The following is a 22,653-nucleotide window of genomic DNA, read 5'->3' as shown; positions in this document are numbered from 1 at the left end:
CCCTGGGAGAGCGGCCGTTACGGTTTACAAGCTAGCAGTGCCTAGAGCAGGTTGTAAGCTTTAATCAGGCTATTAAATGAGTCGCGGTAGGTGTCGCCGATGGGCAGCAGGCGGCCGGCCACCTGCACTTTGCCGCGCTCCACGTGCTCAATCCTGCTCAGAGCCACCAGGTACGACTTATGAATGCGGGCAAACCGGTCGGGCGGCAGCACTTCCTCGACCCTCCGGAACGACTGCAACGTGAGCACCTTACCGGTGGTGGTATAAATCATGAGGTACTCCTTCATGCCCTCGATGTAGAGAATATCATCAAACGCGACGCGCTGCAGCCGGTGCTCGTTTTTCACAAACATGGCATCGGGGGCGGTGGGGTGCGTTTCGAGGGTGGCAGCAGGGTTTGGCGCGGCGGCGGAGGTAGCAGCAACCGAGGCGCTTAGCTGCTGGCGCACTTTCTGAACGGCCTGCACAAACCGCTCGAAGGCAATAGGCTTGAGCAAATAATCAGAGGCGTTGAGCTCGTAGCTGCGCACGGCGTACTGGTCGTAGGCAGTAGTGAAGATGACACGCGGGCCGGGCTGGGGCAGCAATTGGGCAAGTTGAACCCCCGTGAGCCGCGGCATATGAATATCGAGAAAGACCACGTCCACGGGGTTATCCTGCAAAAAAGCAAGGCCCACGAGAGCGTCATCAAACTGGCCTACTAGCTCCAGGCCAGGCACTTGGGCGCAGTAATCGGCTAATAAATCCAGGGCCAGGGGTTCGTCGTCGAGAATAGCGCAGGTCATATGAATAGCTACTTTTTGAATAAGCTAAGGTGCTGATATTTAGCTCAGGCCACAACTTCCTGTGCCAGAACCAGCGTCACGAGGTGCTGACCGGGGGGAGTTTGCACCTGCAGCGTGTAGCGCCCCGGATACAGCAGCTCCAGGCGCCGCGAGAGGTTTACGAGTCCTACACCGCCCGGCTGGCGGGGCAACTCGCGCTCGGCATCAGCAGGGGCCACGTGGTTGAGCACTGAAAAGCGCAACTCCCCATCTTCCGAGAGCACCAGTGAGATGTGTACCGCCACCGGTCGGGCCGTGAGGTCGCCATGCTTGAAGGCGTTTTCTACTAGCGGCAGCAACAACAACGGCGCAATGGGGTGGGCGCAATCGGGGGAAGTGCCCGAAACATCAAATTGGATGGCATCCTGCGCCGAGGCAGAGAGGCGCAGGCGCTGCAGGTCGAGGAAGCTGCGCAGGTGGGCCAGCTCCCGGCTGAGCGGGACGGTATCGGTGCTGCTCTCGTAGAGCAGGTAGCGCATGATTTCGGCCAAGCGCAGCACGGCTTCTGGCGCTTTATCTGACTTCCGACTGGTGAGAGAGTAGATGTTGTTGAGCGTGTTGAACAGGAAGTGTGGGTTGATTTGGGTTTTGAGCATAGCCAGCTCCGTGAGCAGCTGTTGGCGCTCCATTTCGCGGCGGTTGCGCTGCCCCCGGATATAGTCGCCGGTAACGCGCAGGGCCGAGCTGCTCCCTACAATAAATACGCCCACAATACCAGAGCTAACAATGCGCATCCAAAGCTCCGGCATTTCCTTGTTCGCTTTTTTGGGGTCGGCGCCGGCGGCAATGGCTTTCCTCTTCGCCTCATTGGCAGCCGCAACCATCTGCGGAGTTTTGCGGAACGTTTGGGTGGTAATCCAGCCAATAAGGGCGGCATACGGAAGCACCAGTATGGCTGCCAATAGTACGTAGTACGCCACCCGGGCCCGGCCCAGCGTGCGCGGTATCAGCCAGCTCCAGGTCAGGTAAAAGAGCAGCGCTCCGCACATATCTTCCAGCGCCAAGCGGCCCAGCAGCGGAAGCAGTGGTTGCCACTCCGCCGAGGTGGCCGGCATGTGCCCCAGCGTGGCAAGGTTGGTACTGAGCTTCAGCGCATCAAGCCCCAACAGCCACAGCCACAGCAGCGCATGAACCCAGCGCGGAATGGGGCTGACTTCCGGCGCGGCCGGCCAATTAGCAGGGCGCAACAAGGGCCGCAGCCGCGCCCGCCAGCTAGCCGAGCGCGGCACGGCTGCTTCTTTCGACAGAGGAGCAGCAGCGGAAACAGACGATACTTCCATGCTTAAAACTACAACCTGCGGCTGCTGCTAGGCCTTTCTTTTCAATCAACCCGCTCCCCTGCCCCACCAACGCCTGTTGGCAGGCGGCTAACTCGTTCTGAAGCCCTTGGCGGCTCCCAAACCATGGTTCAGCCAGAAAAAGAAGCTGTTACAGGGTTAGCAGTAGAGGTTGGTTGAATAGCGCCCGGCCGATATACCAGGCCAGCTATGTTTGCTGCCGTCCACACTGATTCACTACACTATGCTTCCTGACACTACTCCGCTACTTGAAACCCGCAGCCTCGATTTCCGCTTTGGCTCGCGGCCTATCCTGCACGATGTAAACCTGCGGGTTGAGGCCGGCAGCATCTACGGCTTTCTGGGGCCCAACGGGGCCGGCAAAAGCACTACCATGCGGTTGCTGCTAGGCCTGCTGCGGCCGGCAAGTGGCTCGGTGCATTTGTTTGGGCATGATTTGGCCCGGCACCGCGTGGCCTTGCTTGACCGGGTAGGTGCGCTTATCGAAAACCCCTCCCTCTATGACCACCTCACGGGCCGCGAAAACGTGGAAGCCACCCGCCGCCTGCGCGGAGTAGCCGCTTCCCGCACCGCCGAGGTGTTGCGCCTAGTAGGGCTTACTGATAACGCCCACCGCCCCGCTCGCGAATACTCCTTAGGCATGCGCCAGCGCCTGGGCTTGGCCATTGCCTTGCTCTCTGACCCCGATTTGCTGATTCTGGATGAGCCCACCAACGGCCTCGACCCCAATGGTATTATTGAAATGAGGGAGCTGCTGCGCCACCTGCGGCAGGAGCACGGCAAAACCATTGTGGTCAGCAGCCACCTCATCAACGAAATTGAGAAGGTAGCTACCCACGTGGGCGTCATTCAGGAGGGCCGGCTGGTATTCCAGGGCAGCCTCACGGAGTTGCAGCAGCTGCAAACCGGCAAGGGCCGCTTGGTGCTGGAAACCGAAAACGCTGAAACCTGCCGCAACCTGCTGCCCCGGTTACTAGGCAACGCCACGGTAATAAGCGCCCATACACTGTGGCTGCCCTGGCTTTCGCGGGAGCAAACCGCCGAGTTGGCAGCGGCCCTTGTAGCGGCCGGCCAGCCGCTTTATGGCCTGCGCCAAGAGCAACCTAGCCTGGAAGACACTTTCCTGCACCTCACCGAGGCCAAAGCCGAACTGGTGAAGTAACCCCCCTATCCTTTTCTCTCCCGCTGTATCCCTAGCCCTTTCGTTGCTATGAACCCTACCCTGACTACTACACTGCCTGATTTTACTACGCTGCCCGCAGCACCTAGCCCCTTCACCCAGCTCAGCCGTAGCCTCAGCGCCGATACCCTAAAACTGCGCCGAACAGCTGCCCTGCGGCTAGCGCTGCTAAGCGGGGCCTTCCCGGTCCTGATTACGTTTTTGATTTTCTTCTTTAAAGGCCATGTCATTCTGAAAGCGGGCGGCGACCCTTGGCCGCAGTTTATTTCGATGGCGTGGCAAACGGCGGGTACGCTACTGCTGCCCTTATTTGTGGTGCTGCTCACGAGCCTGGTGGTGAACATTGAAACGAAAGCTACTGCCTGGAAACACCTGTACGCGCAGCCCGTGGGCCGCGGGGCGGTGTTCGGCTCGAAGCTTCTCCTGATTCTGGCCCTGAATGCGGTGTCGTTGGTGCTGTTTGTGGCCTTACTGTTTGGCGCGGGCGGCTTGCTGATTTTGCTCCGGCCTAAGCTGGGTTTCCAGTCGTACTCGCTTCCGATGGAGGCCGTTTCCTGGATGTTGGTCCGGACCTTTGTGGCTACGCTGGGCCTACTGGCGGTGCAGTATATCGTGAGCTTATACTGGCGCTCGTTTGTGGTGCCGGTGGGGGTAGGCATGGGCGCCGTGGTGGCTACTATTGCCCTGCTTTCTTGGGAGCACGTGGATAAAATCCCGTACTCCTCGCCCCTGGCCACTACCATGGCTATGAAGGCGGCCAAGCTGGGCGGCCTAGAGGTTGCGCATGAGCTAGCCAAGCACGAATGGTACAGCCTGGCGTGGTTTGGCGGGGTCCTGCTCCTGGGCTATGTGCTCCTCTACCGCCGCAACGCCACCAACTAGCCTCCCCCGAAACTGCGCGAGTCCGGAGGCGTTGGCGGCACAAATCATCGGGTTGGTTGAATATATAGTTCAGCTTGACAACGCTGCCGGAGCTTTGTGGTCATTAACCCAACAAGGCGCAAACAGCTAGCCTTTCCCCTACAGTTCAGCATTCGTTTCTGTCGCTTCAGCCACTTTCATTCCTCTTTCTGGGCTGGCTGGCGTCACTTTGTATCGATACCCATTTTTATTCTCATGAAACACGTTACCCTTCCTCTGCTGCTAACGGGCCTGCTTTCGGCTCCGGTTTTTGGCCAAACGGCTCCGCCAGCCACTGCACCGGCGGCTGGTCAGCGGCCAGCGGGAATGCCAGCCGGAGCTGGTGCGGCTCCGGCCCGGCCCGTGCTGCCCGAAGCACCCAAAGGCGCCGGGCGGCTGGAAGGCACCGTACTGGATGCCACCACCAAAAAGCCCGTGGAGTTCGCTACCGTAGCGCTGTTGCCCCTAAGCGGCAACACACCCCTAGATGGTGGCGTGTGCGATGAGCGGGGCCGCTTCGTGCTGAAAGGCCTAGCTGCCGGCGAGTACCGCGTGCAAATCAGCTTTATCGGCTATGCTACCCAAACCAGCAACGTCACCATCGGAACGGGCCTCACTAACGTGCCTACAGTACAACTGGCCTCTACCGCTCAGAAATTAGGCGAGGTAACGGTAACCGGCGAGCGGGATGTGGTGGAAACCAAGCCCGACCGCATTGTGTATAACGCCGATAAGGACCTGACCAACTCCGGCGGTACGGCTGCTGATGTACTGCGCAAAGTGCCCCTCGTAAACGTCGACCCCGATGGCAACGTGGAGCTGCGCGGTACCAGCAACGTGCGCGTGCTTATCAACAACAAGCCCTCAGGCATTGTGGCTTCCTCGGTAGCCGATGCCATGAAGCAGATTCCGGCCGACCAAATCAAGAGCGTGGAGGTAATTACGACCCCTTCGGCGAAGTACGATGCGGAAGGAACGGGCGGCATCATCAACATTATTCTGAAGAAGAACAACCTGGAGGGGTTGAACGGCTCGGTGGGCCTAGCGGCGGGCACACGGAGCTCTAACGGTAACGCCTCCGTAAACTACCGCAAAGGCAAAGTAGGCCTGACCAGCTCCGTGAGCGGGTTTGCCTTCTACAGTCCCAACCGCAACGACCTGGTTCGCTACCTCAAAGACCCTAGTGGCACCGAGGTAAAGCAGCTGGAGCAGGATGGTGATGGCAACACGCTGGGCGGCGGCGGCTTCGGGCGCCTAGGTCTTGATTATGACCCGGCTCAGTACCACAACCTTACGCTGAGTGTGCAGGGCAACCTGTTTCGCAACAAAGGCGACTACCAGCAATTCAACAATGTGCTGTTTCCGCAGGCCAACCAGTTCTCCCGCGACACCGACCGCAAGTTCCGGACCCAGAGCTACGACCTGAGCGGCTCCTACACCCGCACCTTTGAGCAAAAGCGCCGCGAGTGGAGCGTGCTGGCCCAGCACACGCGCAACCGCAACGTGCAGGAATACGAGCTGGACCAGTTCCTGGGTCGCTCAGAGCAAGACCAGGACATTACCTACCAGGAGCAGAGCGACAACCTGGCCCGCAACCTGGAAACCACGCTGCAAACTGACTACGCCCACCCCTTCTCGGAAACGGCCCTGCTGGAAACTGGTGCTAAAGCCATTCTGCGCCGCGTGAGCAGCGACTATGATGTGTTTGACGGGCTACCCCCCGTATACAACCCCAACCGCTCCAACCTCTTCGACTACAACCAGGATGTAGTATCTGCCTACAGCACCTACGGGTTTTCGGCCTCGAAGAAAGTGAGCTTTAAGCTGGGTGCACGGGTAGAGAACACGCGCATAAATGGAAACTTCCAGCAGCAGGAAGATGAAAAATCGGGCGTACAGCAGGACTACCTCAACTTTCTGCCTAACCTGAGCATGAGCTTCCAGCCGCAGAACCCCAAGAAACCGGGTCAAACGCTGCGCTTGGCGTATTCACGTCGCATTCAGCGCCCCCAGATCTTCTACCTCAACCCCTTCCGCAACACCTCCGATTCTCTGAACGTGAGCCAGGGCAATCCGGAGCTAGAGCCTGAACTGACGGACAGCTACGAGCTGAACTACACTACCTTCATCAAAGGCTCCGTGCTGAACATGTCGGGGTATGTGCGGCGCACGGGCAACGCTATTGAGGCGGTGCGGGAAGTAAACGAGACGACGGGCGTAAATACCCAGACGTTCCAGAACATCGGTCGCAACGCTACTTACGGCGTAAGCCTGTTTGGCTCGGTGAAGCCGGTGCCGAAGTGGGATGTAAGCGGCAACCTGAACGTGTACTACGTGTCGCTGAAAAGCCCGGCCCTGGGCCTGAGCAACGACGGCGTGATGTACAGCATGAACCTGAACTCGGGCTACAAATTTGAGAAGGGTGTGAGCCTGCAGTTTTATGGAGGCCTTAACTCGCCGCGCGTGCAGCTGCAGGGCAAGCAAGCCGCCTGGACATTCTACTCGGTGGGCCTGCGCAAAAACCTGCTCAAGGATAAGGCCGACCTGACCTTGAACGCCGACAACTTCCTGAGCGCCACCCGCAACCTGAGCAGCGAGCTGAACACCGACCAGTTCCGCCAGATCAGCAACAACTACATCTACCTGCGCGGCGTGCGCCTGGCCTTTAACTACCGCTTCGGTAAGGTAACGGCCCAGCCCCAGCGCCCCAAGCGCAGCATCCGCAACGACGACGCCAAGCAGGGTGAAGGAGGTCAGGGCCAAGGCCAACCATAGCCCCTACTTACTAGCCCACCGCAAGCCAGAAACCCCCTTTCGCAAAAGAGCCATAACCCGTGCGTTGTGGCTCTTTTCATTTTTATGGCATTCGGTTGAATTATCACGACAGTAGAGAAAATACAAAGTAGCTTTGATACGTTCTGCCACCGATTACTGCGGGCGGGACTCTATGCGGTGTTCTTAGGCCTGCGTGCTACCAGTGCTTTATCGTTTTCTTTTTCTCTATACATGAAACAATACGCTACCCTGCTATTGCTGGCCGTGTTAGCCGTGCCTGGTGTTCGGGCGCAAACCCCCACTACTGCTACTAGCCCTGCTAGCCCCGCGAAGGGCATTGGCCGCCTTACCGGAAGGGTGCTGGATGCGGCTACTCAAAAACCTGTGGAGTTTGCTACTGTGGCGCTGCTACCGGCCGCCGGCACTACCCCCATTACGGGTGGCACCTGTGATGAGCAAGGTCAGTTTGAGCTCAAGAACCTGCCTAGTGGCTCTTATCGGTTGCAGGTAAGTTTTGTGGGCTATGCCAGCCTGGTGCAGGCCGTTACGCTCACGGAGCAGGCGCTGGATGTGGGCACAATTTCTCTGGCGGCCTCAGCCCAGAACCTGGCGGGCGTGACGGTAACTGGCGAGCGGCCCGTGATAGAAACCAAGCCCGACCGCTTGGTATACAATGCCGACCAGGATGCGACCAACGCCGGCGGTACGGCCGCCGATATCCTGCGCAAAACGCCCATGGTTAACCTCGACGGCGACGGCAATGTGCAGCTGCGCGGGACCAGCAACGTGCGTATCCTCATCAACAACAAGCCCTCGGCCCTGCTTTCCGGCAACCTGGCGGAAGCCCTCAAACAGATTCCGGCCGACCAGATCAAGGCCATTGAGGTAGTTACGGCACCCTCGGCGAAGTACGATGGCGAGGGCTCCGGTGGCGTTATCAATATTGTACTGAAAAAAAGCAGCCTACAGGGCGTGAACGGCAGCTTGGGCGCTAACACCGGCAACCGAAACCAGGGCCTGAACGGCAGCCTGAACGCGCGGCGCGGCAAGTTTGGCGTGAACACCAAGCTCAGCGCATTCCATAATGTGTACCCGTACAAGAGCAACAACACCCGCACCGATTTTCTGGCGGGCGGCGCCAGCGGACAGCTCACGGAGCGCACCGAGTCCAAGAACATTGGCGAGGGCGGCTACGGCCAGATGGAGCTTACCTACGACCCGTCGCCGCTGCACGGCTTCACGCTGAGCGGCAACGGCAACCTGTATAGCAGCCGCTCACCGCAAAGCTTGTTTAACCAGTACCTTGGGCAGCCGCAGCTGGATACGCTGTATGCGCGCGACATTAACCGGGGTGGTGAAAGCCGCAACTACGACCTGAACGCCGGCTACACCCGCACGTTTGGCGAGGCCCAGCCGCGCCGCGAATGGGCGGTGCTAGCCCAGCATACGGTTAGCCGTAATAACCAGAACTACCGCCTCGACCAATATGGCGCAGCTGATATTCTGGGTGGCCCGCTGGAATACCGCGAGCAAAGCGCCAACCTGGCCCGCAACCTGGAAACCACGCTCCAAACCGACTACACGCACCCGCTCAGCGAAAAGAACACCCTGGAAACGGGCGCCAAGCTCATCCGCCGCCAAGTACTCAGCAACTATACCCTGGATACCATGCTAGTGGCCAGGCAAGCCGACTTCACGCGCAGCCTACGCCGCTCGAATGCCTTTGATTACAGCCAGAACGTGCTGGCCGCGTACGGCACCTACAACTTTGCGCTGGGCAAGAAGTACTCGTTTAGCTTAGGCACGCGCCTGGAGCGAACCGCCATTGCCGGCGAGTTTCAGGGCGAGGAAAGCCGCTTTGAAAACGACTACCTGAATGTGCTGCCGAACCTGAGCGCGACCCGCACGCTCAAGAAGGACGGTCAAACCCTGCGCTTCAGCTACTCGCGCCGCATTCAGCGCCCGCACGTGTACTATCTCAACCCCTACGTCAACCAGATTACGCCCAACAGCATTCAGTACGGCAACCCGGAGCTGCGCCCCGAGCTAACAGACTCATATGAGCTAAGCTACGGCACCTACGGCGACAAAAGCTCCTTGAACGTGTCCACGTACATTCGCCACACGGGCAACTCTATTGAGCAGTTTTACCGCTACAATGAGGAACTGGCCCGCTCCGAAACCACCTTCGGTAACCTGGCTACCAACTCAACTTACGGCCTGAACCTCTACGGCTCGCTGAAGCCTACCAAAGACTGGAACATCAGCAGCAACATTAGCGCCGACTATACGCGCCTGAACAGTGTGGCTCTGAACCGTACCAGCAGCCGCATTTCCATGTTCACGAATTTGAACTCGTCGTTGAAGTTTGCTAAAAACTATACGCTGCAAGGCTACGGTGGCTTCTGGACGGGCGGCGTGCAGCTCCAGACGCGCTACTCGGGCGGGATATACTATGGCCTGAGTATGAAGCGCATGCTACTTAAAGAGAAAGCCGACCTGACGCTGGGTGCCAACAACTTTCTCTCGCCCGGCCGCGAGTTCCGCAGCACTACCGTTACAGAGCAATTCAGCAGTGCCAGCAGCTTCTATCAGTACCAGCGCTCCGTGCGCCTGGCCTTCAACTACCGCTTCGGGAAGGTAGATGGCAGCGGACAGCGCCAGCGTCGCACCATCCGCAACGACGACTCCAAACAGGGTAGCAGCACCACCGGAGGCTAGCAAACTCAGGAACTCAAGCAAAGCACAAAGGCCCGATTGGAACACTTCAGTCGGGCCTTTGTGGTTTGTTTGAGGAATGTGTTTGCTAGCCCTGCCAGATCTTCCAAGCGGCTTCGGCCTGAAGGCAGAGCATTTCAAACCCATTTTTGGTTTGGCCCCCGGCCGCCGCGCCGCGCTTCATAAACTCGGTTTCGCTGGGGTTATAGATGAGGTCGTAGAGGTAATGTTGGGTAGTAAGTGCCGTGTAGTCGATGGGCGGGCACTCTTCCACATTCGGGACGGTGCCCAGGGGCGTGGTATTGACGATAAGCTGGTGCTCCTGCAACAGGCGTGGCGTCAGTTCCTCGTACGTGAGCCCTGAGCCCAGCGGATTCCTAGACACTACCCAGTACCCCACGCCTAACTCGCGCAGGGCAACCTCCACGGCCTTGGAGGCACCGCCACTACCTAGTATCAATGCCCGAACCGTGGATAGCTCCCCTGCTGGCAGAAACGTGCGCACCGATTCGCGGAAGCCCAAATAATCGGTGTTGTGGCCTACTAGGCGACCATCGGCCTTAAACTCCACTACATTCACTGCACCCACCCTGGCCGCCGATGAAGCCACTTCATCCAGAAAAGGCCAGATCTGCTCTTTGTACGGAATGGTTACGTTGAGGCCACGTAGCTCCGGATGGCTGGCCAACAGGGCCGGTAGCTCGTCAAGCGTCGTCAGCTCAAACAGTTCGTACCGATGATCAGGCAACTCCAGATTGTGAAATTTCTGGGTAAAATAGGTTTGAGAAAAGGAATGACGCAGGGAGCGGCCAAGCAGTCCGAATTCAGGCATAACGCACGAGTAATTACACTGGAAAGCAACGAAAAAAACCGCCCCAACCCAAACGGGCGGAGGCGGCTTTTCTTAATTTGTTACAATACCCGTTATGCTACGGGCTGGCGTGGCTTCTGGCGCGCTTTTACAAACTCCCATACTGCCGGCAGTACTGACACTACAATAATACCTATAGTGAACAGTCCAAAGTTGCGCTGAATCCATGGTATGCTCCCTAAAAAGTAGCCAGCCCCTGTGAGAAGTACTACCCACAGAACCGCGCCCACTACGTTATAAGAAAGGAACTTGGTGTACTTCATAGTACCTACCCCAGCCACAAAGGGTGCAAACGTGCGGATAATTGGGATGAAGCGGGCTATAATAATGGTTTTGGCGCCGTGCTTCTGGTAGAAAGCCTGAGTTTTTTCGAGATGTTCACGCTTTAAAAACCGGGAGTTTTCTCGGAATACACGCGGCCCCAAATAGTCACCAATGTGGTAGTTGAGGGCGTCGCCAAGCACAGCGGCCACAATCAGCAGGCCCATCATAGTCAACACATTGAGGGGAGAGTTAGGAAGTGCTGCCAAAGTGCCCGCTGCGAACAGAAGGGAGTCGCCGGGCAGGAAGGGCAGCACCACTACGCCGGTTTCGACGAAGATGATGAGGAAGAGAATGGCGTAGGTCCAGGCGCCATAATCCTGAATAATTTCAGCTAGGTGCTTATCGAGGTGCAGAATAAAGTCAAGCAGATGCTTCAGAATTTCCATAGAGCGGGGGTTGAGCCTACAAAGAAAGGGGTTTCTGCGTTGTAGCTTCTAGGTTGGCAGGTAGGTTTGATGATAATTCGGCCCTAGTCACGCACCACCAGTAGGCGGTTGTACTCCACCTCCACTTCTTTCACTCCAAATCCCTGCTCCAGCAAGTACAGACTGACTTCCTGCTCCTTGATATACAGGGGCGCCTGCACCAGCGTGTTGAAGAGTACAGCACCTTCAGGCTGTAGCACACGCCGTATTTCCTGCCAGAACTCAGGTGTTGCTAGCCCCTTCGGGAGCGTAAGGTCAATAAACAGGTCAATAACAATCAGGCCGTAGGCGGCTGTTGGGGCCGTAGGTAGCCACGCAAAGGCATCGGTGCAGATGATGTGCAGCTGCGCATCTTCCCGGATGCCAAACTCAGCCGCCGCTAGCTCCACCACCGCCGGGTCCAGCTCAATGGCCGTGATAGGGCCAGTATGCCGGTGCTCCTGCCGCAGCGTTTCGATAACTGAGCCGCCGCCCATACCCAGCACGAGTACCGGTGTATGGGGCTTAGTATCCGTGAACCGAAGCCCGTAGCGAAGCACTTGTTGCAAGGGGCCGTAGCTGTAGTTAGCCAGCTCCGTATCGAGGGTTTTGCGGCCCTGGTGCAGGCGCACCATCAGGGAGTTGCTGTAGCGCGACGGCACCTGTCGCTTCAGGGGCATAGCGTAGCTCAACCAATACCGAAGTGACGTCAGCAGCTTGTTCATGAACGACAAACATACGGCCTTCGGCTTTAGCACGTGCCGTTTACTAGGCCCCGCCACAACCCAAAGCCGAAACAGCTGGCGTACTGACCAAGGAGGTACTACCCCTACTTAGCGCGCCAACCATTTCGGCTTTAGCTTGTATGTGTGTTGCGTTGGTGCCTGTTGGCGCCCGTATGCTGGGTGCTACTGCACCGGCTTTACCTGGTAGCCTTGCCGGCGCAGCAGATTTAGTATGCCTTGTGGCCCGCCGAGGTGAGCAGCGCCCACGGCGAAAAACGTAGGTTGTGCGGTAGCCTGCTTTTCCATGCGGGCAATCCACTGCTGGTTGCGGCTATCTAGCAGCATCTGCTCATATTCCTGAAACCCGAACGAGCTTTTGCTGCTCATGGTGCGCAGCTCTTCCACGTTTTGCGCTTTGTAGAGGGCTAGTAACTGCTGAAATTCTTGCTGGGCTTCGGCTTCTTTCAGCACCATATCCGTGAGCATTTTGCTTTGCACTGCGTACGGAATCTTATCGAAGAAGCCGAGCTGCTCCTGCACCGTTTCGAGGCCGGTTACTTCCTTGTGCTGCTCCTGAGCCAGTTTCACGAAGGTGGTTTCGTAGCTGGCTGGCGTACAGCCCAGCATAGCCGGATACAGCAGAGAGCTCACAATGAAAGGCTTCAGCATCCCGATTTGCGCAATCGGAATACCGGCTTTGGCTTTCAGGTAGTCGCCTACACGGGCGTAGTCGGCGGCAGAAAGCAGCTTTTCCAAGGTCTGGCCGTCGGTCATCATCATGCCGGCTTGCATTTCCTGCATCATGGTGGGGCTATCCATGTCAAGCTCCATCACTACCTGCTTTGTGCGGGCAAAGGCCTGCTTAAGCGGCTCCGTCAGCTGCAAATCCTGGGGGCAAATGAGGTGAATGGTGCCGTACAGGTACGAAGGCTGCGCCAGGCCTTTCCCCGACACTTCCCATAGCAGTGCATTCACCGGGGCCGCCACGGTAGTTTTGTCGCCTGGTTTGGTCTTGACTTTTACTTTCTGGGCTTGGCTGGCAAGCGAAGCAAGCAGCAGGGCAGCCGCTAGAGCAGTTTGGCGTAGCATCTTCATAGAGGCAAGGTAATCGTTTCCCAGCAGGTTGCTCACCTGCAAGCAGCTAGTAGTAGCGTACAGGCTATTTTTTGAACCACAGTCACAAGCGGCAGCTACCAAAACGGCCTCCTGCCGCAGATGCAGCAGGAGGCCGAGTACTAGGCATCAACTGGCCTTAAACTACTTCGCAGCTATGCGCCAGAGTGTATCGGCGGCATCATCGGCTATCAGCAGGGCGCCATCCGGGAGCACCGTAACGCCTACGGGCCGACCGTACACTTCTTTTTCTTTGGGGTTGGCAATGAAGCCTGTCAGGAAATCCTGCATCGGGCCGCTGGGTTTACCGCCTTCAAAGGGCACGTACACCACCTTGTAGCCCGAAAACTCTGAGCGGTTCCAGGAGCCGTGCTGACCAATGAACGCGCCACTACGGTACTGCGCCGGAAACGCCTGCCCTTTGTAAAAAGCTAAGCCTAGCGAAGCAGTGTGCGGGCCCAGCGGCACCTCCGGCACTACGGCTTTCTGTACCAAGTCGGGCCGTTCGCCTTTGCGGCGCGGGTCTTCGTTCTGCCCGAAATACGAGTAGGGCCAGCCATAGAACGCGCCGGGTTTCACACTGGTCAGGTAATCGGGCACAAGTTCGTCGCCAAGCTCGTCGCGCTCATTTACGGCGGCCCACAGGGTTTGCGTACCCGGCGCCCAATCGAGGCCCACAGGGTTGCGCAGGCCGGCGGCATACACTTTCTCACCGCTACCATCAGGGTTGATTTCCAGCACATTGGCCCGGCGCTCTTCTTCTTTCATGCCGTGCTCCGCCACATTGGAGGCCGAGCCTACCGACACGTATATCTTCTTGCCATCGGGACCAGCCAGCAGGTTGCGCGTCCAGTGGTTGTTGTAGCCGCCCGCGGGCAGAGTCATGATTTTCTCGCCCTTTCCGGTAATCTTGGTTTGCCCCGGTTGGTAGGGGTAGCGCCACACCCCGTCGGTATTGGCTACGTAGAAATACTTATCCAGCACCAGCATCCCGAAGGGCTGGTTCAGATTAGCCAGAAACGTTTCGCGGGTTTCCGGCTTGCCGTCCTGGTTAGCATCGCGCAGCAGGGTAATGCGGTTGGCACTGGTTGCCCGCAAGGAGCGGGAAGGATCCAGGTCCAGCGCAGCCACCACTTTTTTCTTGGCGTCGTTCGGAATGGTGTTGGACTCGGCTACCAGCACGTCTCCGTTGGGCAGCACATACGTATTGCGCGGACTCTCAAAGCCATCGGCATATTTCGTCACCACGAAGCCGGCCGGAGCCGTAGGCATTTTGCCCGCGGGCCAGCCAATTACTTTGCTGCGTTTCGTTTTCGATTCTGTAGCATAGGGCTTGGGCAAGTTCACAGGGGTAGCCTCCGTAGCAACCGTAGTGGCGGGAGTTGTCGCGGCCGCTTCGGCCTTTTCTTGCTTGGAAGGGCCGCTGCACGAGGAGGCCACAACTCCCGCCAGCAGGGCCAATGCAGAGCCTGGAATAATTCGGTTCATTACAGTAAGAATAGAAGTCCACAAAAGCACAACCGGTTAAGGCTGGGCTTTTCTCTTACTGCTTTGCTGCTGTTCAGGTTGGCTTCGGGGCTAGAGTTTACGCTTGCGTTGGGACGGTGGGGCCAGCAAAAACTCCAGGGGCACGGGCAGCCGCTGTTGCCAGGAAGCTTCGTTGTGGGCGGCGCCTTCGTATTTGCGCGTCATCCAGTTTCGCGCGGAGTAGCCTCTAGCCTGCAACAAGCTATCTACCCGCAGCTGGTGCACTTCATACCACGCATCAAGGGTAGTGGTGCCGTAATCGAAGTATAGCTTAGGCGCCCGCCGATTCGACTTCGGCAAGTTTTTATCCAGGTAGGCCAGCATAGCCTCCGTGAAAGCCGACGAGTTTTCCTTTAAGCTCAGGGGCCAATGCGTAGAAACGCACGCCGCGCCGCCAAACACTTTAGGGTATTCCAACGCGGCGTACAGCGAAATCAGGCCGCCCATACTGGAGCCGGCCACAAAGGTATCGGTGCGCTTGCGGCTGGTGGCGTAGTGCTGATCGAGGTAGGGCTTGAGCTCCGTTACCAGAAACTGCAGGTAGGCGTCCGACAACGGCGCGCCGGCTCGTTCGGTTGCCAGCTTGGCACGTTGCGCTTCGGGAAGGAGGTAGTAGGGTTTGGCCGGCGTGTATTCCTGAAACCGCAGCTCCGTATTCCAGATGCCCACCACAATGCATTCCCGCACAGTTCCGCGCCCTGCCAGTTGCACCAGGGCACTGTCTACTTCCCAAGCCGTGCCGCCGTAGGCAGTTTTAGGGTTGAACAGGTTTTGCCCATCGTGCATATACAGCACGGGGTAGCGGTAACCCGGCTTCGGGTAGCCAGGCGGCAGCCAGATATCCACGTTGCGCGGCTTCACCAACTTCGATGGAAAGCCTGCCAAATGCTCCACTCGTGGCGTTTTCTGCGCCTGCGTTCCTAGGGCGCTCAGCAGCGCAAACCATAACATCACTAGCCGTAACAGCATCACAAAGTGGTAAGTGTTAATACTAAAAAGACCGTCATGCTACGTTAGTCGAAGCATGACGGTCTTAGGGATAGGGGCACCTAGTAGCTTCTATCCGCGGGGCATGGAGGTACCGGGCTTGCCCGATACTTTGGGCTCCGGCTTGAACATCTCGTCAACCGCGTCCATGTCCAGGAAGTCCGTGAACGTGTCGCCGCGCAGGCCCAACCGAATGGTTTCGAGGCTAATGATTTCGTTGGGCGCAATGTTGCCCAGGTTCACGTTGGCGCCCAACAGCTTAATAAACCACACTTGCTGCGCTTTCTGGGGCGCTTCCCAAATGATTTTCTCGAACGGAATCTGAGTTAGAATTTCCTCCACGAGGCCCGAGCGCACCTCACCGGTGCTCCGGAACAAGCCTACGTTACCTGCCTCGCGAGCCTCACCGATAACTTTAACGGCGCCGGCTTCCAGCTCCGTTTTCATCTGCGAAATCCACTTGTAGGGCGGAATGATTTTCTCGGCATCCTTTGAGCCTACCTCCGACAGCACCTTCACATCCTGGGAAAGGGTGCGGATAAACTCCAGTTTCTTGTCGTGGTTCAGGTCAATGGAGCCATCTGACACCTCGGCGTATTCCATTCCGAATTCTTCCAGCAACCGACGATAATCATCGAACTGGTTGCGAATAATAAACGCCTCAAACAACGTTCCGCCGAAGTACACCGGAATACCCGCCTCCTTGTACACGGCCAGCTTGCGCTTCAGGTTAGGATTGACGTAGGACGTCGCCCAGCCCAGCTTCACAATGTCCGTGTAGGCCGCTCCCACTTCCAGAAAGTCTTCTGTTTCGCGTACGCTGAGGCCTTTATCCATTACCATGGTAAAGCCTTGCTCGCGGGGTTTTTCGGTCCGTTCGGGGAGTTGATTCAGGTTGTAATTCATTCTCTAGGGTCTTAAAGGACGTAAGGTCAACAGGAATGTAGTATCTGGCGCCACAACTAAACAGCCTCGACACTAGGGCCAAAAGTACGCCCGAATTCTGTAACCGTTCACAAAAGGGCTGGGGCCTGGGCCCCATTACGGTTCCCAGGCCCCAGCCCTTCAAACGTGCAGTCTACTTCCGATACTGATCAATCAGGCGCGCCAGTGCCTTCTGCGACTCTAGCTCGGGGAAATATTCAAACAGCAACCGGTGCTTATCAAAGTCCAGCACCAGCGCATTTTCCAGGCACTGGTAGGCTTCGCGGTAGCGGCCACCCGCCAGCAAGTAAGCGCACAAGCGGTAGTGCAGCTCGGCCTCCAGAGGCTGAATTTCCACGGCGTTGCGCATCAGGTCAATGGCCCCATCAAAGTTGCCTTGCTCATACAGGATAATGCTCCAGTTCAGCCAAGCGTCTTTGCTGTCGGGTGCCACCTCAGTGGCTTTCTCATAGGCTTCAATGGACGACACCACATTACCAATCTGGTATTCCGCCGCAGCCAGGGCCAGCCAGTACTCAATACTTTCTTCATAGAGGCTCACGGCCTTGCGGAAAAAGTGAATGGCCTCGAAGAACTTCTCCTGTACGTTCATCACGATGCCCATACCAAACCAAGCCTCGTCCATTTCGGGGTCCTGGTCAATGGCCCGCTGATAGAACCGGCGCGCCAAATCCCATTCGGCCAGCTTTTCGTGGCACTCACCAATGTTGCACAACGCTTCCGGGCTAGGCTCCCCTTCGGGGTAGCTCAACTCAAACTCACCGATGGCTGCGCGGTAGCGCTCCTGGGTGACATACACGCTGGCCAGGAACCCATGCGCCTCATGAAATTTCCCGTCAATCAGGATGGCATACTCGAAAGCGCTAATAGCATCATCTAGGTTGCCGGAGCGGTAGTATGCCTGGCCCAGGTTGTACCACGCCACTGCCGAATAAGGGTCTTCATCCGTGAAACGACGAAAAAACTCAAGGTTCTTCTCTAGTCGCTCGCTTACCTCCAGGCAATACAGCAGCTCCTGTACCGCTATATCATTGTCGGGGTTCAGGCGAAGGCTTTGCTTGTAATACTTGGCGGCGCTCTTATACTTCTGCCAGCTCTGGTAAGCTAGCCCGAGGTTGAAATAGATATCGTCACGGTCCTGCGCCCGTTCTGAGGCCTGATGAAAAAACGCTACAGCCTCCGCAAAGTCACCTTTCTGGGTGGCAATGATTCCACGCGTAACGGCCACATCCGGATTATCCGGCTCTAAGTGCGCTACGTCCTCAATTTGCGTACTGGCCGCAGCGTACTCGCCTTTCATAGCCAGTACCTGTGAGCGGTCAATCAGGAGTTCCGTGCTGAACGGATACTGCGCAATGGCTGCTTCGCAGGCTTGCAGAGCCTTTTCGTACAGCGTATTGGTAGTGTAATGGTCAATTATATTTTCAAAATCAGCCAGGTCAAAAAACACCGGCTCATTATTAGCCACCATGTGCTCGAAACGGCGCACAGTAGCTAGTATTTCATCCTGATCCTCGAAGTTTTCGTTCATTCTCATCCTGCTACAATCAACACGGAGCCGCCAAAACGGCAGACTTCGTGGGTGGGCGTAGGCTGTTTGCTATACAAACAGCCTACGCCCTTAATATACAACAACCGCACCGGAGCCAAGCAGGTTCAGGCAGGAATATCTGGCGTTACTAGGCAGCCTAACTTCGCCAACCCAGCTGCTTTACATCTGCACTAGTTGGCCTGTTTTGCTACCCTCGCGTGAGCGCCCAACCCGGCGCAGCACCACGCAATAGTTTCAGAAACGGACCGAAATTCCAGGTTTATGGCTTTTTTGATCTTATCAGCACGATACTCAACGGCGCGTCTTCCTGCCCGGGCAGTGTCTTTGGTAATCAGGGGCCGGGCTCCGGTTAGCATGGAGCGTACATGTTCTACTCGCCAAATCGTTTCGGCGGCCCATTCCGGCACTGCTACACTGGGTGCCCGCTTACCAAAGCAAGCAGCGGCCTGCGTCAGGAAGCTATGCAGCGGAATTGCTGCTGCATTCAGCACGTACCGCTCCCCACTACTGTCAGAATCGAGCGTCAGGCGAAGCAGTGCTTCCACCACATCCCGCACATCCACTACATTGATATTCCCGGGGGTGTAGAAGCGGTGTTCGTTGTAGGCATATCGGAACAACCGCGTGCTGCTTCGGTCCCAGTCAGCAGGGCCCAGTATAACAGATGGGTTGACCATAACAGCGCGCAGTCCTTCTGAAATACCGCGCCAAACTTCCAGCTCACCGAGGTACTTGGAGGTTGCATACGCGTTGTGCTCAGCACCCAAGTCCCATTTGGCATTCTCATCTATCAGCAGTGGGCCAGCTGTCGGTTGTTCGTCGGTTGGTGTTATTCCGCCACCTAGTGCCGCTACCGAGGAAACGAAGCCGAGGCGCAAGCCGGGGCGCTCCAGGCAGGCATCTACTAGGTTCGCGGCACCTTCTACGTTTATTTGCAACAACGCCTCTTCATCCTGCGGCGCATACGACACAAGGCCAGCACAGTGAAATACGTGTGTAACGCCTTCTAAGGCCGTACGCAACCCTAGCCCATCCCTTATATCACCCGGCACCCATTCTACTTGGTCAGCATTAGGTATATCCGGAATCTGCTCCCGATACAGGGCGCGTACAGGCAGCCCGCGAGCTACCAGCGCCGATATCAGAAAGCTACCTACTAGGCCACTGCCACCAGTAACAAATATCATCGAGCGGAAATGGGCTAGTGAAAGAGAAGTACTAGGGGGTTGGGAACTATAAAGTATTATTAAGAAGCGGAAGCGCCAGCACCTTCGGCAAATATGGATTAGCCAGCACCTTTGTCCGGATGTTGTCCAGATGCTTCACATTATGGGCATCAGTTCCAACCATATCTACCATACCCGCGTCCACTAGCTTTTCTGCCACTCGCTTCGCTCCCGAGGAATAATACCCTACCAGCGAGTTGAGGTTTACTTGTAGCAGTACTCCTTCCTCCCGTATTCTGATCAGTTCCTCGAAACGCCCATACAGGTAAGTATACCGCTCCGGATGGGCTAATACAGGCTGGTACCCCGAGGCTTTCAGATTGAAAACTGTTTCCTGAAAGTTGAAGGGCTCGTTGATGTACGACGTTTCAAACAGGACATAACGCTGGTCGCCCCCGAAGCTGAGCAACTCTTCTCCGGAGTTCATTTTCTCAGCAAACCATTCATCCAGGTAATATTCGGCCGCGCATTCCAAGGTCATGCCCGTGATACCCGCCGCCAAAGCGGCCCGTTTCAAAACCTCAAGTGCTTCCTTAATTTGAGCAGGCGTATTGCGGTAAAAGTCACCCATGATGTGCGGCGTCATTACCAACTTGTGGTACCCCAGTTCCTGCAGTTGCCGCAGCAGTTCTACTGACTGTTCAACCGTTTCCGCTCCATCATCAAGCCCAGGCAGCAAATGAGAATGCATATCAACGCCCAACGGAGCCAGCGTTATGCTGGCTCCGTTGTCGTGTGCAGTTTGCCCGAATAATTTCTGAAAGAATGACATTACTAGCGCCGCATGGAATTAGGATGCGCGCTTTCGAAAGCGGGAGAATAAGCCTTTTGCTACCGTCGGCTCCTCATAATATCCTTGGCCATAGCCATAGCCATACCCGTAACCATACTCATAGCCTCCACCACCTTGGGCATCATTCAAAATAGTGCACAGTTTGGTAAAACCATTTGTCCGAATTAATTTATTAATGTTTTTCAGATATGATTTCTTAGAATAATTAGCTCTAACAATATAAATAGGAACATCCGCCTTTCTCATAATAAGAATACCATCGGTTACTAAACCCACAGGAGGCGTATCAATAATCACAACGTCGTACTGTGCGTGAAGGTTATTAATAAGCTCATCAAAATGAGAACTCAGAATTAATTCCGAAGGATTTGGAGGCGTTGGACCCGCCGAAATAAAATCAAGCGTTGGTATGGAAGTATGCTGTATGCACTCCTGCCACGTATGCTTTTCAATTAAAATAGTACTTACCCCCTTAATGTTTCCAGCATTAAAAGCCAAATTCACTTTAGGCTTCCGCATATCAAGATCAAGCACGACCACGCGCTGATCTGAAGCAGCAATAATCCCGGCCAAGTTAACGGTGACAAAAGTCTTACCTTCCCCGCTTACCGTAGAGGTAATAGAAATAAGCCGTTTCTTTTTGGAAGAAGCAACAAATTCCAGATTAGTACGAATCGAGCGAATTGATTCTGAAATAGCTGACTTTGGATTCTTATCCACTACCAACTTAGAGACACTCATCTTTTCTCTATCGTAAGTAGGGATAATACCCAAAACAGAAGCCGTAGTATTTCGCTCTAATTCTTTGGCACTGGTTACCGTATTGTGCAATAAATACCGAACGGCTATTAAGCCTAACCCTAATACAATTCCAGCAGCCAAGCCAATGGCATACACCATCATTTTAACCGGCGCAATTGGAATGCTAGGTGTAGTAGCAGGAGATAGAATTTGAAAATCGGCAGTGGCTCCAGCCATCTCGATACCAAATTCGATTTTCTTATCCATCATGTTGACGTTGTATTTCTCATACAACTCCAAGGGGCGCTGTAAGCGTGCTTGCTCCGTCTGCCTTTCCGGCAATTGCCGTAACCGTCCCTCCAATTCAGCTCTTTTGGCATCCATCTTGGCTAGCTGCCTCCGGATCAGCTGTTGGTTTTTCTGTAGCAATTCCCGAATAATTCGTTTCGTATTCGTGATTTGCAACTCTTTCGTCTGCAGAGCAGTGGTAGCACCTGGCTGATAAGATAATTCTGCTCGCTGCAAATCTATCTGCAAGTTGCTCAGGTCTGTAATACGCTGTGTTAACTGAACGTCTTTGAGTTCTGCTAATGCAGGAATTGCCTGTGTTACATCGCCATCCTCTCTGGTTGTAATTTGCTTTTGCTCAATTAATACGGCTAAGCTTGCCAGCATGTCCGCCTGCTCCTGTAGTTTCTCGCGCTCCTCCTCTGCTGTTTCTAGCAAAGTAGTAATCTGACCCACCTCTTCTTTGACATCATAGGTACCATTTCTCTTGACAAAAGCCTGCATTTCTTCCTCAGCCTTTTGCAAGTCCTGCTTATTCTCCCCTAATCGATCATCAATATAGCGAGTAGCACGGGCGGCCTGCTCCTTTTTCCGTTCTAGCTTCTCTACCAGATAAACCGAATCAGTCTTATTAACTATATCACGTGCTTTTATTGGATTATGATCCGTAAAAGAAATACCTATTGTACTAGCATCAATATTTACAATTTCAACCAATAAGTTTTGACTTAAATATGCATTGAGACTTGCATCATCATTGATTACAAAGGAATATTCTCTACCAGCGACTTCTGAATTAAAAAATGCAGTAGGGTAGATTCTCAGCTTGAATCCTAAAATTGAAACTTGTTCTCCAATAGAGTACTCTCCAGATTGCTCGGCATCATTAATGAGCCACTGCAAACGCAAACGATTATTAGACAAAAATTGCACCCCTACTTTAGTATTGTAGAGTGCATCCTGGCTAGCTGTGTATTCTACTCGAAATGGGGAGTTTTTGTAGAGCTCACTTTCAAGAACTGTTCCTTGCACGTAATAATTGACGGCAAGGCGTAATGAATCTTTCAGTTGCCTGTAGATAATATCAGATTTAATAAGCTCAACTTCACCTGATAGATTAGTGATGCTTTGCTGCTTTTCCGCTGCTCCTCCGATTGCGCCTAACCCTAGAACACCTGCTTCAGTTTTCTCATCTATTTTAATAGTTGAGGAGGATTTATATATGGGTTGGGTATAGCGCAAAAACAACCAAGAAGCTGTCAAGCCAAGTAAAATAAGCAGTAGCATCCATGGCAGGCTTTTACGCACTACCATGAAAAGTATGGTCAAGTCAAACCCTCCGCCTTCGTCCTCGTCTGGCTCAGCTCCTGAATTACGAATTAGTTCTTCCAGTTCAGCTTCTTCTTTCGCCGCCATGTAGTAATGAGTAGTGAAAATTGCCTTCAGCGAAACCCGAAGGAAC

At 55.3% G+C, this 22,653-nt stretch carries 17 protein-coding genes; 4 read left to right on the top strand and 13 right to left on the bottom strand.

Annotated features, from left to right (window positions below):
- Nucleotides 1–41: 41 nt before the first annotated feature.
- A complete protein-coding gene (locus tag ACYVHC_RS11040; RefSeq protein ID WP_460613781.1) occupies nt 42–785 on the bottom strand; it encodes a LytR/AlgR family response regulator transcription factor in 744 nt (247 codons plus the stop codon).
- A gap of 44 nt (nt 786–829) precedes the next feature.
- Nucleotides 830–2,104, bottom strand: coding sequence for a sensor histidine kinase (locus tag ACYVHC_RS11035; RefSeq protein WP_460613780.1), 1,275 nt, complete (start codon nt 2,102–2,104; stop codon nt 830–832).
- A 241-nt stretch (nt 2,105–2,345) separates the two neighbouring features.
- Between ACYVHC_RS11035 and ACYVHC_RS11030 the strand changes: the two genes are divergently transcribed.
- The 4 genes from ACYVHC_RS11030 to ACYVHC_RS11015 all read left to right on the top strand — a co-directional run bounded on the left by ACYVHC_RS11030 (nt 2,346) and on the right by ACYVHC_RS11015 (nt 9,698).
- Nucleotides 2,346–3,284, top strand: coding sequence for an ABC transporter ATP-binding protein (locus ACYVHC_RS11030; protein WP_460613779.1), 939 nt, complete (start codon nt 2,346–2,348; stop codon nt 3,282–3,284).
- A 48-nt stretch (nt 3,285–3,332) separates the two neighbouring features.
- Complete coding sequence (locus ACYVHC_RS11025; protein ID WP_460613778.1) at nt 3,333–4,184, top strand: ABC transporter permease; 852 nt, start codon at nt 3,333–3,335, stop codon at nt 4,182–4,184.
- 234 nt (nt 4,185–4,418) lie between these two features.
- Nucleotides 4,419–6,977, top strand: a complete 2,559-nt coding sequence (locus tag ACYVHC_RS11020) for a TonB-dependent receptor (RefSeq protein ID WP_460613777.1) — start codon at nt 4,419–4,421, stop codon at nt 6,975–6,977.
- Between the two features lie 231 nt (nt 6,978–7,208).
- Nucleotides 7,209–9,698, top strand: a complete 2,490-nt coding sequence (locus tag ACYVHC_RS11015) for a TonB-dependent receptor (protein ID WP_460613776.1) — start codon at nt 7,209–7,211, stop codon at nt 9,696–9,698.
- A gap of 85 nt (nt 9,699–9,783) precedes the next feature.
- Here the strand turns inward: ACYVHC_RS11015 and ACYVHC_RS11010 are convergent, their stop codons facing one another.
- The 11 genes from ACYVHC_RS11010 to ACYVHC_RS10960 all read right to left on the bottom strand — a co-directional run bounded on the left by ACYVHC_RS11010 (nt 9,784) and on the right by ACYVHC_RS10960 (nt 22,607).
- A complete protein-coding gene (locus ACYVHC_RS11010; protein ID WP_460613775.1) occupies nt 9,784–10,527 on the bottom strand; it encodes a shikimate dehydrogenase family protein in 744 nt (247 codons plus the stop codon).
- Nucleotides 10,528–10,619: 92 nt separating this feature from the next.
- Entirely contained in the window at nt 10,620–11,276 is a 657-nt protein-coding gene (locus tag ACYVHC_RS11005; protein ID WP_460613774.1) for an SNARE-associated domain-containing protein, read from the bottom strand.
- A gap of 83 nt (nt 11,277–11,359) precedes the next feature.
- The gene (locus tag ACYVHC_RS11000; protein ID WP_460613773.1) at nt 11,360–12,019 is read right to left on the bottom strand and encodes a spermidine synthase; all 660 of its coding nucleotides are present in this window, start codon (nt 12,017–12,019) and stop codon (nt 11,360–11,362) included.
- Nucleotides 12,020–12,202: 183 nt separating this feature from the next.
- On the bottom strand, nt 12,203–13,114 hold the full coding sequence (locus ACYVHC_RS10995; protein WP_460613772.1) for a TraB/GumN family protein: 912 nt from the start codon (nt 13,112–13,114) through the stop codon (nt 12,203–12,205).
- 162 nt (nt 13,115–13,276) lie between these two features.
- Nucleotides 13,277–14,620 (bottom strand): PQQ-dependent sugar dehydrogenase, encoded by a 1,344-nt coding sequence (locus ACYVHC_RS10990; protein WP_460613771.1) that lies wholly within the window; start codon nt 14,618–14,620, stop codon nt 13,277–13,279.
- A gap of 90 nt (nt 14,621–14,710) precedes the next feature.
- Nucleotides 14,711–15,628, bottom strand: coding sequence for an alpha/beta hydrolase (locus ACYVHC_RS10985; protein WP_460613770.1), 918 nt, complete (start codon nt 15,626–15,628; stop codon nt 14,711–14,713).
- A 90-nt stretch (nt 15,629–15,718) separates the two neighbouring features.
- Entirely contained in the window at nt 15,719–16,552 is an 834-nt protein-coding gene (locus tag ACYVHC_RS10980) for a phosphosulfolactate synthase (protein WP_460613769.1), read from the bottom strand.
- A gap of 172 nt (nt 16,553–16,724) precedes the next feature.
- Entirely contained in the window at nt 16,725–18,122 is a 1,398-nt protein-coding gene (locus tag ACYVHC_RS10975) for a tetratricopeptide repeat protein (protein ID WP_460613768.1), read from the bottom strand.
- 191 nt (nt 18,123–18,313) lie between these two features.
- Nucleotides 18,314–19,330, bottom strand: coding sequence for a Rossmann-fold NAD(P)-binding domain-containing protein (locus ACYVHC_RS10970; protein WP_460613767.1), 1,017 nt, complete (start codon nt 19,328–19,330; stop codon nt 18,314–18,316).
- A 46-nt stretch (nt 19,331–19,376) separates the two neighbouring features.
- A complete protein-coding gene (locus ACYVHC_RS10965) occupies nt 19,377–20,141 on the bottom strand; it encodes a tyrosine-protein phosphatase (protein WP_460613766.1) in 765 nt (254 codons plus the stop codon).
- 18 nt (nt 20,142–20,159) lie between these two features.
- Entirely contained in the window at nt 20,160–22,607 is a 2,448-nt protein-coding gene (locus tag ACYVHC_RS10960) for a P-loop NTPase family protein (protein WP_460613765.1), read from the bottom strand.
- Between the last annotated feature and the right edge of the window lie 46 nt (nt 22,608–22,653).

The organism is Hymenobacter seoulensis (assembly GCF_054780535.1).
This window is presented reverse-complemented; position numbering and strand designations above follow the sequence as displayed.

Coding starts and splice junctions, on each gene's coding strand:
- ACYVHC_RS10990 (WP_460613771.1), bottom strand. CDS start 14,620: ATGAACCGAATTATTCCAGGCTCTGCATTGGCCCTGCTGGCGGGAGTT.
- ACYVHC_RS11030 (WP_460613779.1), top strand. CDS start 2,346: ATGCTTCCTGACACTACTCCGCTACTTGAAACCCGCAGCCTCGATTTC.
- ACYVHC_RS10970 (WP_460613767.1), bottom strand. CDS start 19,330: ATGATATTTGTTACTGGTGGCAGTGGCCTAGTAGGTAGCTTTCTGATA.
- ACYVHC_RS11020 (WP_460613777.1), top strand. CDS start 4,419: ATGAAACACGTTACCCTTCCTCTGCTGCTAACGGGCCTGCTTTCGGCT.
- ACYVHC_RS11000 (WP_460613773.1), bottom strand. CDS start 12,019: ATGAACAAGCTGCTGACGTCACTTCGGTATTGGTTGAGCTACGCTATG.
- ACYVHC_RS11010 (WP_460613775.1), bottom strand. CDS start 10,527: ATGCCTGAATTCGGACTGCTTGGCCGCTCCCTGCGTCATTCCTTTTCT.
- ACYVHC_RS10960 (WP_460613765.1), bottom strand. CDS start 22,607: ATGGCGGCGAAAGAAGAAGCTGAACTGGAAGAACTAATTCGTAATTCA.
- ACYVHC_RS11005 (WP_460613774.1), bottom strand. CDS start 11,276: ATGGAAATTCTGAAGCATCTGCTTGACTTTATTCTGCACCTCGATAAG.
- ACYVHC_RS10980 (WP_460613769.1), bottom strand. CDS start 16,552: ATGAATTACAACCTGAATCAACTCCCCGAACGGACCGAAAAACCCCGC.
- ACYVHC_RS10995 (WP_460613772.1), bottom strand. CDS start 13,114: ATGAAGATGCTACGCCAAACTGCTCTAGCGGCTGCCCTGCTGCTTGCT.
- ACYVHC_RS10975 (WP_460613768.1), bottom strand. CDS start 18,122: ATGAACGAAAACTTCGAGGATCAGGATGAAATACTAGCTACTGTGCGC.
- ACYVHC_RS10965 (WP_460613766.1), bottom strand. CDS start 20,141: ATGTCATTCTTTCAGAAATTATTCGGGCAAACTGCACACGACAACGGA.
- ACYVHC_RS10985 (WP_460613770.1), bottom strand. CDS start 15,628: ATGCTGTTACGGCTAGTGATGTTATGGTTTGCGCTGCTGAGCGCCCTA.
- ACYVHC_RS11025 (WP_460613778.1), top strand. CDS start 3,333: ATGAACCCTACCCTGACTACTACACTGCCTGATTTTACTACGCTGCCC.
- ACYVHC_RS11040 (WP_460613781.1), bottom strand. CDS start 785: ATGACCTGCGCTATTCTCGACGACGAACCCCTGGCCCTGGATTTATTA.
- ACYVHC_RS11035 (WP_460613780.1), bottom strand. CDS start 2,104: ATGGAAGTATCGTCTGTTTCCGCTGCTGCTCCTCTGTCGAAAGAAGCA.
- ACYVHC_RS11015 (WP_460613776.1), top strand. CDS start 7,209: ATGAAACAATACGCTACCCTGCTATTGCTGGCCGTGTTAGCCGTGCCT.